Origin of the sequence: Sphingomonas sp. DC4900, from assembly GCF_049896485.1 — a bacterium.
Classification (GTDB): Bacteria; Pseudomonadota; Alphaproteobacteria; order Sphingomonadales; family Sphingomonadaceae; genus Sphingomonas; species Sphingomonas aquatilis.
The window spans coordinates 100,598-118,439 of record NZ_JAFCUK010000004.1; the positions used below are offsets into that span (position 1 = coordinate 100,598).

At 69.6% G+C, this 17,842-nt stretch carries 20 protein-coding genes and 1 tRNA gene; 14 read left to right on the plus strand and 7 right to left on the minus strand.

Annotated features, from left to right (window positions below; genetic code table 11):
• Positions 1-15: 15 nt before the first annotated feature.
• The 13 genes from gspJ (at position 16) to ACP690_RS06995 (ending at position 10,034) form a co-directional block, all read left to right on the plus strand.
• On the plus strand, positions 16-675 hold the full coding sequence (gene gspJ / locus ACP690_RS06935) for a type II secretion system minor pseudopilin GspJ (RefSeq protein ID WP_426260591.1): 660 nt from the start codon (positions 16-18) through the stop codon (positions 673-675).
• A complete protein-coding gene (gspK, locus tag ACP690_RS06940) occupies positions 665-1,645 on the plus strand; it encodes a type II secretion system minor pseudopilin GspK (protein WP_426260592.1) in 981 nt (326 codons plus the stop codon). The genes gspJ and gspK overlap by 11 nt, the downstream gene beginning before the upstream one ends.
• The gene (gene gspL, locus ACP690_RS06945; RefSeq protein ID WP_426260593.1) at positions 1,642-2,724 is read left to right on the plus strand and encodes a type II secretion system protein GspL; all 1,083 of its coding nucleotides are present in this window, start codon (positions 1,642-1,644) and stop codon (positions 2,722-2,724) included. Before gspK ends, gspL begins: the two co-directional genes overlap by 4 nt.
• The gene (gspM, locus tag ACP690_RS06950; protein WP_043059792.1) at positions 2,721-3,191 is read left to right on the plus strand and encodes a type II secretion system protein GspM; all 471 of its coding nucleotides are present in this window, start codon (positions 2,721-2,723) and stop codon (positions 3,189-3,191) included. The genes gspL and gspM overlap by 4 nt, the downstream gene beginning before the upstream one ends.
• Positions 3,188-3,901 (plus strand): type II secretion system protein N, encoded by a 714-nt coding sequence (gene gspN / locus ACP690_RS06955; RefSeq protein ID WP_043059791.1) that lies wholly within the window; start codon positions 3,188-3,190, stop codon positions 3,899-3,901. Before gspM ends, gspN begins: the two co-directional genes overlap by 4 nt.
• 48 nt (positions 3,902-3,949) lie before the next feature.
• Positions 3,950-4,026: transfer RNA gene (locus ACP690_RS06960), tRNA-His, on the plus strand.
• Between the two features lie 94 nt (positions 4,027-4,120).
• Positions 4,121-5,173, plus strand: a complete 1,053-nt coding sequence (locus ACP690_RS06965) for a Glu/Leu/Phe/Val dehydrogenase dimerization domain-containing protein (protein WP_426260594.1) — start codon at positions 4,121-4,123, stop codon at positions 5,171-5,173.
• 124 nt (positions 5,174-5,297) lie between these two features.
• Positions 5,298-6,023, plus strand: coding sequence for a heme ABC transporter permease CcmC (ccmC, locus tag ACP690_RS06970; RefSeq protein ID WP_426260595.1), 726 nt, complete (start codon positions 5,298-5,300; stop codon positions 6,021-6,023).
• Positions 6,024-6,120: 97 nt separating this feature from the next.
• Positions 6,121-6,567 carry a cytochrome c maturation protein CcmE gene (gene ccmE, locus ACP690_RS06975; protein ID WP_426260596.1) on the plus strand — a complete coding sequence of 149 codons (447 nt, stop codon included), beginning with the start codon at positions 6,121-6,123 and terminating at the stop codon, positions 6,565-6,567.
• Positions 6,564-8,480, plus strand: coding sequence for a heme lyase CcmF/NrfE family subunit (locus ACP690_RS06980; RefSeq protein WP_426260597.1), 1,917 nt, complete (start codon positions 6,564-6,566; stop codon positions 8,478-8,480). Before ccmE ends, ACP690_RS06980 begins: the two co-directional genes overlap by 4 nt.
• The gene (locus tag ACP690_RS06985; RefSeq protein ID WP_426260598.1) at positions 8,477-8,995 is read left to right on the plus strand and encodes a redoxin family protein; all 519 of its coding nucleotides are present in this window, start codon (positions 8,477-8,479) and stop codon (positions 8,993-8,995) included. The genes ACP690_RS06980 and ACP690_RS06985 overlap by 4 nt, the downstream gene beginning before the upstream one ends.
• Entirely contained in the window at positions 8,992-9,402 is a 411-nt protein-coding gene (locus tag ACP690_RS06990; protein ID WP_017979227.1) for a cytochrome c-type biogenesis protein, read from the plus strand. The genes ACP690_RS06985 and ACP690_RS06990 overlap by 4 nt, the downstream gene beginning before the upstream one ends.
• A complete protein-coding gene (locus ACP690_RS06995) occupies positions 9,402-10,034 on the plus strand; it encodes a tetratricopeptide repeat protein (protein ID WP_426260599.1) in 633 nt (210 codons plus the stop codon). The genes ACP690_RS06990 and ACP690_RS06995 overlap by 1 nt, the downstream gene beginning before the upstream one ends.
• On the opposite strand, the gene ACP690_RS07000 is transcribed toward ACP690_RS06995, so the two are convergent.
• Positions 10,031-11,470 carry a phospholipase D-like domain-containing protein gene (locus ACP690_RS07000; protein WP_426260600.1) on the minus strand — a complete coding sequence of 480 codons (1,440 nt, stop codon included), beginning with the start codon at positions 11,468-11,470 and terminating at the stop codon, positions 10,031-10,033. The two genes, ACP690_RS06995 and ACP690_RS07000, sit on opposite strands and share 4 nt — an antisense overlap.
• Before the next feature lie 167 nt (positions 11,471-11,637).
• Here ACP690_RS07000 and ACP690_RS07005 point away from each other — a divergent pair, with 167 nt between their 5' ends.
• A complete protein-coding gene (locus ACP690_RS07005) occupies positions 11,638-12,432 on the plus strand; it encodes a Crp/Fnr family transcriptional regulator (protein ID WP_063685372.1) in 795 nt (264 codons plus the stop codon).
• A 7-nt stretch (positions 12,433-12,439) separates the two neighbouring features.
• On the opposite strand, the gene ACP690_RS07010 is transcribed toward ACP690_RS07005, so the two are convergent.
• The 6 genes from ACP690_RS07010 to ACP690_RS07035 form a co-directional block, all read right to left on the minus strand.
• The gene (locus tag ACP690_RS07010; protein ID WP_426260601.1) at positions 12,440-13,837 is read right to left on the minus strand and encodes a HAMP domain-containing sensor histidine kinase; all 1,398 of its coding nucleotides are present in this window, start codon (positions 13,835-13,837) and stop codon (positions 12,440-12,442) included.
• Positions 13,834-14,553, minus strand: a complete 720-nt coding sequence (locus tag ACP690_RS07015) for a response regulator (RefSeq protein WP_020486532.1) — start codon at positions 14,551-14,553, stop codon at positions 13,834-13,836. The genes ACP690_RS07010 and ACP690_RS07015 overlap by 4 nt, the downstream gene beginning before the upstream one ends.
• Positions 14,554-14,638: 85 nt before the next feature.
• Positions 14,639-15,157: a hypothetical protein gene (locus ACP690_RS07020; protein WP_426255926.1), complete on the minus strand. Its 519-nt coding sequence runs from the start codon at positions 15,155-15,157 to the stop codon at positions 14,639-14,641.
• 116 nt (positions 15,158-15,273) lie between these two features.
• On the minus strand, positions 15,274-15,501 hold the full coding sequence (locus ACP690_RS07025; RefSeq protein WP_294210452.1) for a hypothetical protein: 228 nt from the start codon (positions 15,499-15,501) through the stop codon (positions 15,274-15,276).
• Between the two features lie 205 nt (positions 15,502-15,706).
• Positions 15,707-16,501: a thioesterase family protein gene (locus ACP690_RS07030; protein ID WP_426260602.1), complete on the minus strand. Its 795-nt coding sequence runs from the start codon at positions 16,499-16,501 to the stop codon at positions 15,707-15,709.
• A gap of 64 nt (positions 16,502-16,565) precedes the next feature.
• The gene (locus ACP690_RS07035; protein ID WP_426260603.1) at positions 16,566-17,762 is read right to left on the minus strand and encodes an MFS transporter; all 1,197 of its coding nucleotides are present in this window, start codon (positions 17,760-17,762) and stop codon (positions 16,566-16,568) included.
• Positions 17,763-17,842: the final 80 nt, after the last annotated feature.

The following is a 17,842-nucleotide window of genomic DNA, read 5'->3' on the forward strand; positions in this document are numbered from 1 at the left end:
GGGGTGACGGTGGTAGTGGGGCGATGTCACCGTCATCAGCAGGCGGGCTTCACCCTCGTCGAAGTCCTCGTGGCCCTGCTCATCTTCGGCCTGATCGCGGCGGCTGGCGTCGCGATCCTGACCTTCAGCGTCCGCGCGCAGACCGCCACCGGCTCGCGGTTCGACGATATCGCGGCGCTCAACCGCACCGCCGCGCTCATCGCGGGCGATCTGGGGCAGGCGATCGACCGGCCTGCGCGGGACGAGGCGGGCACGCCGCGCCCGGCCTTCACCGGCGAGAGCGACGGCCGGCTGGCGTTCGTGCGTGCAGGCTGGACCAATGTCGACGATGCCCCGCGGGCGAGCGCGCAGAAGGTCGCCTATCGCGTCGTCGACGGCACGCTGGAGCGCGTTGCCTATCCGATGATCGATGGCGCGGCGCCGCTGCCCGCGGTCGCGCTGCTGGGCAAGGTCGTCGGGGTCGGCGCGCGTTATCGCTACAAGGGCGCTTGGAGCGATCGCTGGGATGGCACGCAGGGCGCGCCGTTGCCGCAGGCGGCGGAGTTGACGATCCGGCGCACCGACGGCAGCGCATTGCGGCTGATGCTGCTGGTCGGGTCGGGCTATGCCCCCGCCCAGGCGGGTGCGCAGCCCGGGCCCCAGCCAAGTCCGACGGGAACGCCCGGTGCCACCTGAGCGCGAGCGCGGCGCCGCGCTGCTCACCGTCCTGCTGCTCGTCGCGATCATCGCGGTGCTGGCGGGGGCCGCGCTGGAACGGCTGCGGCTGACGACCCGGCTCGCCGGCAATGCGCTGGCTGGCGAGCAGGCGCGCGGCTTTGCGCGCGCGGCGGAGGCGCTGGCGACGTCGCGGATCACGACGATGCTGGGCGATGCGCCGGATCGCGTGACGCTCGCGGGCGGCTGGAGCGGGCGGCCGTTCGGCCTGCCGTTGCCCGGCGGCGGGCTTGCCGTCGCGCGGGTTCGCGATGGCGGCAATTGCTTTAACCTCAACGGTTTGGTCAGCAGGCTTGCGCCCAACCTGTACACCTCATCGCAGAATTTCGCGCAAAGGTTGCAGTTCGTCCGGCTGATGCAGGCGATCGGCGTGCCCAGCCAGGCGGCCGACCATATCGCCGCCGCCACCGCCGACTGGATCGACAGCGACGGCGACCAGCAGGGCAATGGCGCCGAGGACCCCGTCTATCTCGCCCGCAGCGTGCCCTATCGCACCGCGGGCACGCTGATGGCCGATCCCAGCGAGCTGCGCGCGGTGGATGGCGTGACGCCCGATATCTACGCGAAGTTGCGGCCCTGGATCTGTACCTTGCCCAAGGCGGAGCCGGCGACGATCAACATCAACACACTGACGCCCGAACAGGCCCCGCTGGTCGCGATGCTCTTCCCCGGCACGCTCTCCGTCGAGGCTGCTCGCGGCATGATCCTGCGCCGGCCGCCCGACGGCTTTCGCGACGCCAGCACGTTCCTGAACCTCGCCGGCAACGGCGCCGCGCCGGAGGGCGGGGGCGGGCTGGGGGTGAAAACGACGTGGTTCGCGCTGGCGATCGACGTCAGTACCGGGTCCGCCCGATTGCAGGAAAGGGCGCTGATCGACGCAAGCCGTCTTCCCGCGCGGCTCGTGGCACGGCAATGGGGCGACGAATCATGACGACGCTGCTCTTCCTGCCCGCGGGCGATGCCCCCTATCGCTGGCTGCGCCTTGCCGAAGACGGCGAAATCGCCGAAGGCGAGGGGCTGTCTGCTGTCCCTGAGGAGCGCATCGTCGCGGTCGCGCCCGCGCAGGACGTGACGCTGCACTGGGCGGACCTGCCCGCCCGCTCGCCCGCACAGAGCGTCGCTGCCGCGCGCCTGCTGGTCGCCGAGGCGAGCGCGACGCCGATCCACGAACTCCACGTGGCGGTCGGCAACGCGGAAGAGGGGAATGGCGAGCGGCCGATTGCCGTGGTGGGCAGCGCGGTGATGGCGGCCTGGCTGGCGGACCTTGCGGCCCTCGGGATCGACCCGGCCGCTATGGTGCCGGCGCCGCTGCTGCTGCCGCGCCCGGAGGAGGGCTATCTTCGCGCCACGGTCGGCGGAGCGGCGCTGGTGCGCGGCCGCACCTCCGGCTTTGCCGACGAAGCGCGGCTGACCGACCTCGTCGTGGGGGATGCGCCGATCGAGACGCTGCCGCGCAGCGCGCTCGATCCGGTGGTCGCCACCGCCGCCGCGACGCCGCCGCTCGACCTGCGGCAGGGGCCGTTCGCGCGTCGGCGCCGGATCGGGATCGACTGGCCGCTGATGCGGCGTCTCGCCGTCATGGGGGCCGGCATCCTCGCGCTGACGCTGGCAATCGATCTGGTGCGGATCGGCAAATACAGTTTCGGCGCGGATGCGATCGACGCGCGGACCGAAGCGCTGGCGCGAACCGGCCTGCCGCGCGGTGAGACGGTGACCGACGTCGACCGCCAGCTCGCCGAGCGCCTGTCGGCCGTGCGCGGTCCCGGCCTGGGCTTCAGCCGGACCGTGGCCGCGGTCTATGCCGCGGTCCGCGCCACGCCGGGCACGGAGCTGACCAGCCTCGATTTCCAGTCGAACGGTGCCTTGCGCATCGGCGTCGGTGCGGCGCGCGAATCGCTGCCGACCGACCTCAAGCGCGCGCTGGAGGCGGCGGGCTTTACCGTCACCGCCGGTACGTTCCAGTCGGCCAACGGAAGGGTGACGGGCGAGATGACGGTGACGCGGCCATGAGCGGCATCCGCAGCTGGTTCGCCGGCCGATCCTTACGCGAACGCCGGCTGATCCTCGTCATGCTCGCGCTGCTGGTCGTCACCATCCTGTGGGGCGGGATCATCCTGCCCGTCCGTGACGGCCTGTCGAGCGCGCGCGAGCGGTACGCCGATGCGGTCGTCCGGCTGGGCAGCACGCAGAATGCGGTCGACCTGATCCGCAGCGCCGGGCGACGCACGCCGATCGAGGGCAGCCTCGCCGACACGGTGCGGCGGCGTGCCGAGGCGGCGGGCTTCGCGCTCGCCACCGTCGACGAATCGGGCGCGGGCCGGGTGCATGCGACCATCACCGCGGCCCGGCCGGCGGCGCTGGCCCGCTGGTTCGCCGGGCTGGAGGCGAGTGGCATCCTGATCGAATCGGCGGCGTGGCGCGACAATGCGGACGGCAGCGTCGGCGTCGATTTCGTCGCACGGGCGCGCGCGTCATGAGGCGGCTGAGACTCACGACCGGGCCGGCGGCGCTGTTCGGTGCGATGATGCTCGTGGCGTTGCTCGTCTTCCTCCCGATGCGGCTGGTGCTGGGCGCGGCCGGTGTCGGCGAGCAGGGTTTCAGCGCACGCAGCGTCACCGGCAGCGTGTGGGACGGTCGGCTGGTCGATGCACGCTTCGGCGATCTCGCGCTGGGCACGCTGGATGCCAGCCTGTCGCCCTTCGCGCTGCTGATCGGGCGCGCGCGCGTATCGGTCGAGGATCAGGCAGGAACGGTGCATGGCGCCTTCGTGCTGGGCCGCCATCTACGCGGGATCGAGGGGATGACCGCGACCTTCCCAACCGGCAACGCCTTCGCGCCGCTGCCCGTCACCGCGCTGACGCTGGAAGACGTGAGCATCCGCTTTGCCGACGATGTGTGCGAACAGGCCGAGGGTCGGGTGCGCGCACGACTGGTGGGCGAAGCGGCGGGAATCGCTTTGCCGACCGAGCTGACGGGCGTTGCCCGCTGCGATGGCAACGCCTTGCTGCTGCCGCTCGCCAGCCAGGCCGGGACCGAGGCGATCGAGCTGCGGCTGACCGGCGATGGCCGCTACTCCGCCGCACTGCGCCTCGCGCCCAGCGACGACGCCGCGGCGCAGCGGCTGGCGGCGACAGGTTTCGTCGCCGGGCCCGGCGGTTACCGACTTTCGGTCGAAGGACGCTTCTGACGGCCTTGACCGCCGCTACAGTGCCCGCTAGGGGCACCCGTCTTCGCGGCGACCGTAGTTCAATTGGTTAGAGCGCCGGCTTGTGATGCCGGAAGTTGCGGGTTCAAGTCCCGTCGGTCGCCCCATTTTCCCGCTCCTTTTCAGGACCGCGGGGACTAGCCAAAACCGCTGGGAAACAATATTGCGGACATTCGCAATATTCGATCCATGGAGCAGGCGATGACCTCGGTGTGGGACCTTCCCGACTTTGACCATCATGAGGGCGTCCACGCCTTCACCGATCGCGAATCGGGCCTGCGCGCGATTATCGCGGTCCATTCGACCCACCTCGGCCCCGCAGCGGGCGGCGCGCGCTTCTGGCATTACGCTTCGGGCGACCTCGCGGTCACCGACGCGCTGCGCCTGTCGCGCGGCATGAGCTTCAAGAACGCCATGGCGGGCCTCGCGCTCGGCGGTGGCAAGGGCGTGATCCTGGCCGACAAGCCCGGTGCGGTCATTCCTGACGCGCAGCTCAAGGCGTTCGGGCGCGCGGTCGAATCGCTCGGCGGCCGCTACGTCACCGCCGAGGACGTCGGCATGTCCGAAGCGCGCATGAAGGTGATCGCGGGCGAGACGAAGTACGTCAGCGGCCTGCCGGTCGAGAGCGGCGCGGCGGGTGGCGATCCCGGCCCGTACACCGCGCACGGCGTCTATCTCGGCGTGAAGGCGGCGGCGAAGCGCGGCCTTGGCACGGACGACATGAAGGGCGTGCATGTCGCGATCCAGGGCGTTGGTTCGGTCGGCGGCGGCCTTGCCAAGCTGCTGGCGAAGGACGGCGCGCGCCTGACGCTCGCCGACGTCGATGCGGCGCGTGCGGCGGCGCTGGCGGCGGAACTGGGCGGCGAAACGGTCGCAGCGGGCGCGATCCTGGGCGTCGAGGCGGATATCTTCAGCCCGAACGCGCTGGGCGCGATCCTGACCGAAGCGACCATTCCGACGCTGACCGCCAAGGTCGTCGCGGGCGGCGCGAACAATCAGCTCGCGACGCGCGAGGATTACGATCGCCTGCACGATCGCGGCATCCTGTATGCCCCGGATTACGTCATCAACGCCGGTGGCATCATCAACGTCGGCCTCGAATATCTGGGGCAGGGCGACGAAGCCGAAGTGATGGCGCGCATCGCCAAGATCCCGGCACGCCTGAACGAGGTGTGGGATGAAAGCGAACGCACCGGACGCCCCGCTGCCGAGGTCGCCGACACGATCGCCCAGCGCCTGATCGGCCGCGGCTGATAGGCCTCGGCGGTCTGGCCGACACCGGCGGTGCGCTGCCGCCGGTGTTGGTCCAAAGACCGACGGCGCCGCTGCAACCGACGGGATGACGGCGGCCGCAAAGCTGCTATGACGCTGGGCGACCGTGCCGACCCTTCATGCCCTTGCCAATCCCGCCCGCTTCCTGAAGCTCGCCCGCGTGCTGACGCCGGCGCTGCTGTGGGCGGGCGTCACGCTGATCGCCGTCGGCTGCTGGGCGGGCCTGACGCAGAGCCCGCGCGACTATCTGCAGGGGGACAGCGTCCGCATCCTCTACATCCATGTGCCTGCTGCCTGGCTCGGCATGGGCGGCTGGAGCGGCCTTGCGATCAGCAGCATCGCCTTTCTCGTCTGGCGGCATCCGCTGGCCGACGTGGCGGCGCGCGCGATCGCCTTGCCGGGGGCGATGTTCGCCGCCGTCTGCCTCGTCACCGGATCGATCTGGGGGCGGCCGACTTGGGGGACGTGGTGGCAATGGGACGGGCGGCTGACGTCGATGCTGCTGCTGTTCTTCGTCTATTGCGGCTATATGGCGCTTGCGCGCGCCGATGCGGAACGCGGCGGCGATGGGCGTATTCCGGCCCTGTACGGCATTGCCGGCACCGTGTTGCTGCCGATCATCCGTTATTCGGTGATCTGGTGGAACACGCTGCACCAGGGCCCGTCGATCGGCCTCACCGGTTCGAGCATCGCGGGCAGCATCCTGTGGCCGCTGGGCTTTACGATGACCGGCTTCACCGCGCTGTTCGCCGCCATCGTCCTGATGCGCATGCGGACGACGCTTGCACGAACCAAGGCCGAGGCGCGGATGCGGCGGATGGCGCGGGCATGAACCACTGGCCGTTCATCGTCGCGGCGTATGCCGTCACGCTCGGCGCGGCGGGTGCCCTGACGCTCGTCAGCTATATCGCGATGAAGCGCGCCGAGAAATGAAGGCGAAGCATCAACGGCTGACGCTCGTGCTGCTGGGCCTTGCCGCGGTGATCGCGGCGGCGCTGCTCGCCATGTCCGCGCTGAAGGATCAGGCATCGTTCTTCTACGCGCCGTCCGACGTCGCCAAACAGGGCCTGCCGCTCGGCTGGGCGGTGCGCCTCGGCGGTATGGTGCAGGCCGGGTCGATCAAGCGTGCGCCCGACGGGGTCACCATCCACTTCGTCGTCGGCGACGGCATCGCGACCACCCCCGTCACGTTCGCCGGCATCGCGCCCGACCTGTTCCGCGAGCGCTCAGGTGTCGTCGCGGAGGGGCATTTCAACCCTGACGGCAGCTTTACCGCGACCAACCTGCTCGCCAAGCACGACGAAAAGTACATGCCGCCCGAACTCGCCGCAAAGGGCGGCAAGGCGATGCACGAGACGCGGACGCTGGAACCATGATCGCCGAGGTCGGCCTTGCCGCCTTATGGCTCGCGGCTGCGCTGGCGGCGTTGCAGCTGGCGCTGGGCGCGATCGGCCTGTCGCGTGGCGGTGCCGAGACGATCGCCGCGGTTCGCCCCGTCGCGATCGTCCAGGGCGCGCTGGCGCTGCTGGCGATGGCGGCGCTGATTGCGCTGTTCCTCGCGTCCGACATGTCGGTCAAATTGGTGGTCGAGAACAGCCATTCGGCCAAGCCGTGGATCTACAAATTCGCCGGCGCCTGGGGCAATCACGAAGGGTCGATGCTGCTCTGGGTGACGATCCTGGGCCTTGCCGGCGGCGCGGTTGCGGTGCTGGAGCGGCGCCTGCCCGAACGCACGCTGATCGCGACGCTGGCTGCGCAGGCGGGGATCGCCCTCGGCTTCTATGCCTTCCTGCTGTTCGCCTCCAATCCGTTCGCGCGGCTGCCGATGCCGGCGCGCGACGGCATGGGGCTGAACCCGCTGTTGCAGGACCCCGGTCTCGCCTTCCATCCGCCGACGTTGTACATCGGCTATGTCGGCATTTCGGTCGCTTTCTCCTTCGCGGTGGGCGCGCTCATTACCCGCGACGTCGGCCCGGCATTCGCGCGGGCGATGCGGCCTTGGGTGCTCGGCGCTTGGGTGTTCCTGACGCTTGGTATCACCGCCGGGTCCTATTGGGCCTATTACGAACTCGGCTGGGGCGGCTGGTGGTTCTGGGACCCGGTCGAGAATGCCTCGCTGATGCCGTGGCTCGCCGCGACCGCCTTGCTCCATTCGGTGACGGTGCTGGCGACGCGCGATGGCTTGCGCGCGTGGACGGTGATGCTCGCCGTCGTCGCCTTTTCGATGTCGATGATCGGCACCTTCCTGGTCCGCTCCGGCATCCTGACCAGCGTCCACGCCTTTGCCGTCGATCCGGAGCGCGGCGCCTTCATTCTGGCGCTGCTCGCTATCTATATCGGAGGGGCGCTGGCGCTGTTCGCGGCGCGGATCGGCACGGTGCGCACGGGTACGACGTTCGAACTGGTCAGTCGCGAAGGGGGATTGGTCCTCAACAATCTGCTTCTGTCGGTCATCCTCGGCATCGTGTTGATCGGCACGCTCTACCCGCTCGTCGCCGCGGGCTTCGGCGTCCAGCTGTCGGTGGGGCCGCCCTTCTTCAACAAGGCCGCGGGCCCGGTCGCGCTGGCGCTCGTCGTCGTCATGGCCGCCGGGCCGCTGCTGCGCTGGCGGCGGGATAGCGCGAACGCGCTGCTGGAGCGGATGATGTGGCCGGTCGCGGCGGCGGGTTTCACGGGCGCCGGGCTGGTCGTGCTGGCACCGCCGGGCGTGCTGCCTTTGTTCGGCCTGTCGCTCGCCGCGGGATTGGCGGTGGCGAGCGTGCTGCCGCTGCTCGGCCGCAATCCACGGCGCACGCCGCTGTTCACCTGGGGCATGGTCGTCGCGCATCTGGGCATCGCGGTGAGCCTTGCCGGCATGGCATGCGATGCGGCCTATACGTCGGAGACGTTGGTCGCGGCGCGGGTCGGCCAGCCCGTCCATGTCGGCCCCTTCACCGTGCGGCTTCAAGGCGTCCGCCCCGTGATCGGCCAGAACTGGTCGGCGCTGGAGGCGCGGCTGAGCGCGACCCGCGACGAGGACACGGTGATCCTGCGTCCGCAATCGCGCTTCTTTTCCGACCCGGTCACCACCACCAGCGAAAGCGCGATCCTGACGCTGTGGGACGGCCAGCTCTATACCGTGCTCGGCCAGCCCGACACGCAGGGGCGCTGGCAGCTCAGGCTGTGGTGGAAGCCGTTCGTGACGCTGATCTGGCTGGGCGGCGCACTGGTCGCCCTGGGCGGTGCCTTGTCGCTGATCGGTCGCTGGCGGCGCGAGCGGCGTAGCGCGCTGCGCGAGGGCGTGGCGTGAAGCGCTGGCTGCTCTGGGCGCCGCTCGCGGCCTTCGTCGCGATCGCGGCCGTGGTGGCATTCGGCCTGTTCCGCCCCGCAGACCGTACCGTCCGCTCGGCGATGATCGGCAAGCCGCTGCCCGACGTCACCTTGCCCGCCATCGTCCCCGGCAAGCCCGGCAGCGGCACGCTGGCGGGCAGGCCGCGCCTGATCAACATTTTCGCGAGCTGGTGCATCCCCTGTATCGCTGAGGCGCCACAGCTGATGCGTCTTAAGACCCTGGGCGTGCCGATTGAAGGCATCGCGATCCGCGATACCACGCCCGCGCTCACCGCCTTCCTGCGCCAGAACGGCGATCCCTATGCCAGTATCGGCGACGACCGGCAGAGCGCGGTGCAACTCGCGCTCGGCTCGTCCGGCGTGCCGGAAAGCTTCGTGGTCGACGGGCAGGGGCGTATCGTCCTGCAACATGTCGGCGATATCCGCGCGAGCGACGTGGCGGCGATTGCCGCCGCGGTGAAGGCGGCACGATGAGGGGCTGGGCGATCCTCCTTGCGGCTACGCTCGCCACGCCCGCGCTTGCCGATCCGACGACCCCGCCCGCCGCGCTCGCCGACACGCAGCTGCGGGATCCGGCGCAGGAGGCGAAGGCGCGCGCGCTGATGGAGACGCTGCGCTGTGTCGTCTGTCAGGGCCAGTCGATCGCCGACAGCGACGCCAGCATGGCGGGCGACATGCGCGCGCTGGTGCGTAGCCGTATCGCCGCGGGGGAGACGCCGCAGGCGATCCGCGCGTGGCTGATCGAACGCTATGGCGATTACATCAGCTACGATCCGCCGCTGGGCGCGGCGACGGGCCCGCTATGGGCCGCGCCGTTGGTCCTGCTCGCCATCGGCATCGGCATCGCGCGGTCGAGCTTCCGGCGTAGGCGGCGCGACTGATGGGCTGGATCGCGCTTCTCCTGATCGCCGGGGCGAGCTTTGCGTCGCTCGTCGCGCTGCGGATCGACCGGCGGCTATGGTCGATGGTCGGTGCCGCGTTGATGCTCGGCGCGGCAGGCTATGCGTGGCAGGGCAGTCCGATGCGGCCCGGTGCCGCGCCGCGGAGCAATGCGGCGCTGCAAGCCGATGATCCCGAACTCGTCACGCTGCGCGATGCAATGTTCGGCCGCTTCACCGCCGATGGCACCTATCTGATCGCGGCCGATGCGCTCGCCCGGTCCGGCGACCGACGGTCTGCGGTGATCGCGCTTTTGGGTGGGATCAACCGTTATCGCAGCAGCGCGATGCTGTGGACCGCGCTGGGTACGACCATGGCTGCGCATGACCGCGACGTGGTGTCGCCGCCCGCCCTCTTTGCCTTCCAGCAGGCGATGCGCCTCGCGCCCGACCATCCGGGGCCGCGCTTCTTCCTGGGGCTCGCCTATATCCGCGCCGGCGAGTTTCAATTGGCGCGCCGCTATTGGGCACAGGCGCTTGCGCTGACGCCGGAGCGAGCCTCCTATCGCAAGGACATTGCCGTCCGGCTCGCCTTGCTCGACCGCCTGCTCGCCCAGCAGGCGCCCGCGCGCTAGCGTCGTTTCAGCCGCCCGCGGAACAGCCCGCGGTGGGTCGTCGCTTCGAACATCTCGCCCGGTCCTTCGGGATCGAGGATTTCGTTGTCGGCTAGCCATTCCTGTACGCTGTCCAGGTCGGGGACCTCATAGGGCCGCAGCGATCGGCCGAGCCCGCGTAACCGCTCGATTGTCTCGATCAGCGACCCCGTTTCGTCGATCGTCGCTGCCACCGTGGCGGGGGATACGCCCAGATGCTCGGCCATCAGGTCGGCGCGCGCATCCGCGATAATCGCCTCCAGCCCGCGGCCGGGATGCCGGGCCGCGTCCACCACGACGTCGCATTCGGTATCGAGCCGCAGCGAGCGATTGTTGATGTTCGCCGATCCGATCCGCAGCTGCGTGTCGTCGATGATCGTGATCTTGGCATGGCAGTAGATCGCCGTGCCCCCTTGCGTGAAGGGATGGTACAGCCGCAGCCGCCCGTGCCGGTCGCGCCGCCGCAGCGTTTCGACCAGCCGGGCGCGCGCCGTGTCCATCGCGATCGGCTCCAGCCAGCCTTGCGCGGTCAGCGGATTGACGATGACGATCTCCGGGCCGTCCTCCTCATCCAGCCGCGCCGCGATTGCCTCTGCAATGCGGCGCGAGGCGAAATACTGGCTTTCGCAGTAGATGTGCCGGCGTGCGGCCCGGATCTGGTCGAGGAACAGCGCTTCCACCTCGGTCACCGGCGCCTCGCCCGGCATCTCGGGCTGGCTGCGCGCAATACCGACGTCGACGTCCTCGAACGTCGGCGCGAGCGAGCCCGGCCAGCAGGACACCTCGCCTTCGACCGGCGCCAGCCGGTGCGTCGTCGCAAGCCGCCAGCGGTTGCGGCACAATTCGGCGAGCGCCGCCGCGGCCGGACCGGTGATCGCGATCGTCGCATCGTGCCACGGCTTGTAGAGCCCACCGCCCGGCAGGCGCCGTCCGGGGTCGTCGTCGCGATGCGCACGCGTGTCCCAGCGCTCGGCGGTCATGTCGATCCCGCCGCAAAAGGCGAGGCAGTCGTCGATCGACACGATCTTCTGGTGATGCGACGATCCGGTCGGGTGGTGGGCGTCGAGCTTCACGTGGATGCGCGGATGCCGTGCCCACTTCCACACGGTAAACAGCGTCTTGCCGCGAAAGATCGACTTCAGCGCGCCGATGTCCCAGCGTAGCAGATACAGCTCCAGCTGCGGATTGCGCTCGACCAGCCAGTAGAGAAAATCGCCGACCGTCTCCGGCCCGTCGACCTCCACGCCGTCGCCGACCAGCGGGATACGCGCGTCGAAATCCCAGCCGACCAGCATGATGCGCTTCTTCGCCGCGGCGAAGGCTTCGCGGGCGACGCCGAAATAGCGGTCAGCGTCGACGATCACCGACAGGCGGTTCGCCCGCTCGATCCGCCAGACATTGCGATCCGGTTCGAGCATTTGGACCTATCCCCCTGTTTTATATGTCACGCACCCCATGCGGCATACGGGCATCGCGGATCAACTGTTCCGCCTTCGCATCGAAACGGGGGGAGGGGGCAAGTGTTCCGAAAACAGCTGCGGTCAATCTGGGAACGTTACGCCCCCGATCCGTGTTTGACAGGGTCATGATCGATGATGCTGTTCGCGCCTTGCCCCGATCTGACGCGCTCGGGCGCTTTCCCCTCACCGGCCGCTTCCTCATGGGGCGGGGGCGCGAGCGCCTTTCGATCGAGGAGCAGCGCATCCTGGAAGATGCCGTCCAGACCGTGAAGGACTTCCCCGCGCGCCAGCATCTGGTGCGCCGGGGCGAGCGGCTCGAACAAAGCATGTTGCTCGTCGACGGCTATATCACCCGCTACATGGACGATCGCGAAGGGTATCGGCAGCTGGTGTCGGTTCACGTGCCCGGTGACTTCGTCGATCTGCACGGCTTCCCGACCGGGCGGCTCGATCACGATATTGGCACGCTGGGGCCGGTAAAGGTGGCGCTGTACGATCACCAGACGCTGACGGCGATTACCGACCGGCATCCGCACCTCACGCGGGTGCTATGGTTCTCGACGCTGCTCGATGCGGCGATGCACCGGGAATGGATTTTCCGGCTCGGGCGACTGGGGGCCGACGGGCGGCTGGCGCACTTTTTCTGCGAATTGAACGCCCGCTTGACCATGGTGGGGCTGGCACAGGCCGGACGGTTCGAGCTGCCGTTGACCCAGCCCGATCTGGCGGAGGCGTGCGGCCTGACCGGCGTTCACGTCAATCGCGTGCTGCGTGATCTTCGCGAGCGCAACCTGCTGGTCTTCCGCAACGGTCACGTCGAAATCCTCGACCTGACCGGCCTTGCCGCCGTCGCCGAATTCGAAAGCGATTATCTGTATTCCGACATGGGGAATTGGGCGACCGCCGTGCCGCAGGTCTGACGGCGGATCAGCGCGGCAGCTCGATCGTCGCGCACAGGCCGCCGCCCGCGCGGTTCGCCAGCCGTATCTCGCCGCCGGCTTCGCGCACGATCGACTGGGCCAGCGCGAGGCCCAGCCCGATGCCGCCGGTATCGCGGTTGCGCGAGCTTTCGAGGCGGGTGAAGGGCGCGAAGACGTCGCCCAGCCGCGCCTCGGGGATGCCCGGCCCGCGGTCGCCCACCTCGATCGCGACGCGCTGCGGCTCGGCGATCAGCCTCACCTCGGCACCGCCACCATATTTCACGGCGTTCTCGATGAGGTTGCGGATCGCGCGGCGGATCAGCGAGGGGCGCAGCCGCATGCGCAGCCGCTCGGCCTCGTCGAACGATACGTCCTGCCCCAGATCGCGGAAATCCTCGACCACCGCATCAACCAGCGCGGCAAGATCGACCTCGGTGACGGGTTCGCTGGGCCGGCCCATGCGTGCCAGCGACAGGATATCGTCGAGCGTCCGGTTCATTTCGGCGATCGTGTCGCTCATCCGGGCGCGATCGGTGTCGTCCTCGACCGATTCGACCCGGACGCGCAGCGCGGCGAGGGGGGTGCGCAGATCGTGGCCGATCGCGCCCAGCATTCGGTCCTTTTCGTCGAGCATCGCGGTGACGCGCGTCTGCAACTGGTTGAACGACTGGACCAGGCCGGTGATGTCGGCCGGCCCGCGCACGGGCACCGGCACCACGCCTTCACCACTGCGCCCGAATCGCTCGGCCGCCGCGGTCAGCGCGCGTAACGGCCGCGAGATCCGCCGCGCGATCCACAGCACCGGAAGCAGGACGATCGCGTACAGGATCAGCGTCTGCGCGAATAGGCGCCAGAATAGCCGGATGCCGCCATTGTCACCCCAGGCGACCGTCAGCGCCAGCCAGCCGTGCCCCGGCTGCTCGATCGCGACCAGCAGCGCGGCCTCCGGCCGCTCGACGTGCCGGCGATAGCGGCCCGGCCGCATCGGATTGCGCGCCTGCCATGCATCGTCGATTCCGGCCCAGGGACGCACGCCGGTATCGATCCGCCCGACCTCCATCCCCTGTTCGCGCAGCTGGTCGCGCAACTCGTCGGCAAAGGCGGGCAGGCGCGGCAGGTCGGCCGGGATCGCGTCGGCATCGGCGCGGCGCACGCGCCCCCGGTCGCGCAGGATCGGCCGCAGGCCTTGCGCCTCGCGTTCGACCGCATCGGCAATGCGGATCGCGACCGGCCGTGCCGCCTGCGCCAACCGGAATTGCGCGCGATCGCGCAGCGCCAGCCCGAAATTCACCGCCTGTGCCACGAACAGCGCCAGCGCGATCAGCACGGCCATCTGCCCGGCAAGACTGCGCGGCCACAGCCGCCGTCTGGCGCGCGGCGCCGCCGCCGCAGCGGGCTGCGTCACAGCCGCGTCACTTCCGCGGCCAGCGTATAGCCGCCGCCCCAGACGGTCTTGATGATATCGGGAGTCTTGGCGTCCGCCTCGATCTTTCGGCGCAGGCGGCTGACCTGATTGTCGATGGCGCGATCGAACGCCGCGGCCTCACGGCCCTGCGTCAGGTCGAGCAGCTGGTCGCGCGTCAGCACCTGCCGGGGCCGCGTCACCAGCGCCAACAGCAGATTATACTCCCCGGTCGACAGCGGCACGCTGACGCCTTCGCGATCAACGAGCGAGCGCTCGCCTGTCTTCAGCACCCAGCCGGCGAAGGCATAGGAGCCGCTTTCGGGCGCATGCTGCCGCGCGCCGCCCGCGGTCAGCCGGCGCAGCACCACCTTCACGCGAGTCGCGAGTTCGCGGGGCGAGAAGGGCTTGGTGACATAATCGTCCGCGCCCATTTCAAGCCCGACGATCCGGTCGGTCTCCTCGGCCTTGGCGGTCAGCAGGATGACGGGCGTGTCGCTGGTCGCGGCGATATGCCGGCACAGCGACAGGCCGTCCTCGCCCGGCATCATAACGTCGAGGATGACGAGATCGATCGCATAGGCCGCCAGCCGCATCCGCGCACTTTCCGCATCGGCGGCCTGGGTCACGCGAAAGCCCTGCTTGGTAAGATATTGCGCCAGCGGCTCGCGGATCGAACGCTCGTCATCGACGAGCAGCAGATGCTGCATGTCTCCCATAAGATCCGGCTCTGCCACGCGAATCGTCTCCTGCAAAGCCGGGCGGTCCGATCGGGACCGCCCGGCGCTTGCCGTCAGAATACGCTTATTGCGCGTCGGGCGTGCCGGCGGGCTGGCTGGCGTCGGGCGCAGCGCCGCCACGGCGACCGTGATGCATCGCAGAGCGAGCCGCCGTCATCTCGGTCGCATCGAGCTTGCCGTCGTGGTTCGTGTCCATCCGGTCGAAGCGCGCACCCGCGCGGGCCGTGGCGTCGGCGCGGGTCAGGGTGCGACCACCACCGTTGCCTCCGCGGTTCATGGCCGGAGCGTCACCGGTGCCGCCACCGCGCTTGGCCCACATCGCAGCGCGCGCCGCGGCGCGTTCGTCGGGCGTGACGGTGCCGTCATGATTGGTGTCCATCGCGTCGAAGCGCGCCTGCGCCTGCGCGATCACTTCCGCGCGCGTGACGGTGCCGTCGCCATTGGCATCGGCCCGCATCATGCCGCCGTGCGGACGTGCGGCGGCATTGGGGGCAGGAGCGGGGGCCTGTGGCGCGGTCTGCGCGGTCGCAGCCGTTGCGAGCAGGCCGCCCGTCGCCATCATCGAAATCAGAGCTGTACGCATCGTCCTGGTCTCCAGGGGGCGGGGCCAACCCCCGCCCGACGATGCGCCTTGTCGATCAGCTCTGTCGCGCGGTCATGTCGGCCGCGCGGATTTGTGTCGCAAACTGTCGCAGCGGCTCAGCGCTGCGCCGCCGCCTTGGCCTGCGCCTTTTGCGCGCGTGCCTGCTTGGCATAATGGTGGTGCATCGCGGCACAACCCGCCGCGGCGCCGAGCATGGCGTGACCCTTGCCGACGAAATGACCGGCCGCCGCGCCGGCGGCGGCACCGCGCAGACACCCCTTGGCCAGAGCGGGCTGGGCAGAGGCCATCATCAGCGGAATGGCGATAAAGGCAAGCTTACGCATCGTGCATTCTCCACATCGAAGAGCTGCAATATAGGTGAGCCGCCAAGCCCTGTCCCGTGAACAATAGTTCACCTTTTCGTCAGATAATCGGTGCTTAAGACAAGGGGCGTCACCTGTGTTGAACGCTGGGATGCGGCAGGTTGAGTAGTAATAGTGGAAACCTACCGGGTGCAGGGCAGGATTGCTTCATCGGCGCAGAGGGCGATCAGGCAAAGACCGCCACGCTCTGCATCTGATCCGCGATCGCCGTGCCGTCGGCGGACCAGATCCCCATCCGCTGGCTGGAACTGCCGTCGCGCGCATGGCCTGCGACCGCCTGTAGCAGCCACCAGCCATCCTGCGTCACCGGCGTATCGGCGAGCAGGTTCAGCTGCCATGTCATCGAACTGACCGGCGCCGGCCCGCCGAGCAGCTTCATCGCGGCGGGCGGCAGGCAATCGGCGACCGCCATCAGCTCGACCATCGGGTGCAGTCCCTCGCGGTCCTTCAGCCGGACCCAGCGCAGCCACTCCGCAGGGCCGGCGTCGGGCGCATCGACCAGCTCAAAATTGCCGGTGAAGGGCACGGCGGGATGGCCGCGCAGGATTCGGTCGTCGGGTCCGGGCGGCGATACCGCCGGGCCGGCCGGCGCGCGCTGATCGAGCCGCGACGGCACCGGCCCCATGAAGACGAAGGTTGCACGCAAGCCCAGGCCCGCCTCGCTCGTCACGTCCGCTTGGACGAAGGCGGCATTGCGTCCGCGCCGCAGCCGCTCGGCACGGATCGTGATGGCGCCACTCAGCGGGCCGATAAACGCAACCAACGCCGAGCGCAGCGGGGGCAGATCGCTGTCCGACGCCATGGCGGCATGCAAGGCGAGCGCCGACGACAGGCCGCCATACGCCGTGCGCCCCTGCAACCAGCTGTCCGGCACGACGCCCGTCCAGCCGCCCGCGTCCGGCTGCAAACCGGCGATGATGTCGCGCAGGGGGACGAGGGCGGGGTCGGTGGTCGGGCTCATCGGCGAAGGCTAGGGCAAGGTCCGTGCCGACGCCATACGCAATGTTCGAAATCGTCCGGCATCATCACCCGGCTGCCCGCACCCGCGTCATCACGATGGCGCCCGCCGCCAGCGCCAGCACGCCGGCGATGACGAAGGATGCGCCGGGAAACCCGTGTGCCAGGCCCCAGGCGAGCACCTGCGTCAGCAGCAGCGGCGCGACGATCGCCGACACGCTGCCCATCGCGCCCAGTCCGCCCTGCAATTGCCCCTGCCGCGATGCGTCGACCATGCGCGACACCATGGCCTGCATCGCCGGCATGGCGAATCCATCGAAGGCGCTGACGGCGAACAGCACATAGACCTGCCACCCCTGGGTCACGCCGCCGAACGCCAGGAACGACAGGCCGGCGGCGGTCAGTCCGATCAGCAGTGCCCGCCGCTCCCCCAGCCGCGCGATGGCCGGCCCGGTCAGTCCGCCTTGCACGATTGTCGCCACCACGCCGACGAAGGCGAGGCTCCAGCCGATCGCCTTGGCATCCCAGCCAAGCTGCGCGGTGGCCCAGAAGCTCCAGGTCGCCGGATAGACCATGTGCGCCAATTGCCACAGGAACATCGCGATCAGCAGCGGCGCGGCATTGCCGGCGTGGAACAGCGGCCGGAACGCGCCGATGACATGCGCGTCGCGCAGGCGGAACGGCCGCCGGTTCTCAGGCGCCAGCGTCTCCGGCATCGCCACCAACATCACGACCGCATTGACCAGCGCCAGCAGCGCTGCCGCGACGAACGGCGCCCTTGGCCCCCATAGCGAAAACAGCCCGCCCAGCGCCGGGCCGATGATGAAGCCCAGGCCGAACGCCGCGCCGATCAGCGCAAAGGTCCCTCCGCGTTTTTCGGGCGGCGTCACGTCGGCGATCACCGATCCGGCAGGGCCATAGACCGCGCCTGCGATCCCGGCGATCGCGCGTCCGGCGAACAGCCAGCCGACGCTCGGCGCGACCGCCATCACCGCATAATCCAGCCCGAAACTCACCATCGACGCGATCAGCACCGGCCGTCGTCCGAACCGATCGGACAGATTGCCGAGCACTGGTCCCGCAAAGAATTGCGCGCCGGCATAGACGACGAGCATCCACCCGGCGATCCGCGTCGCCTGTTCGATGTCCGTCTCGCCCAGGCTGCGCAGCAGCGCGGGGAAGACGGGCGCGACGATGCCGAAGCCGATCGTGTCGATCAGGACCGCCGCCAGCGCGATCGGCACCGCCTTATGCTCGAACCGCATGCCCCACTCCCCACATTTGTCGGCGCTCTTGTGCCGCAAGCCGCGCGCCAAGCCAATGCGGGGCTTTGCACGCCCGATCA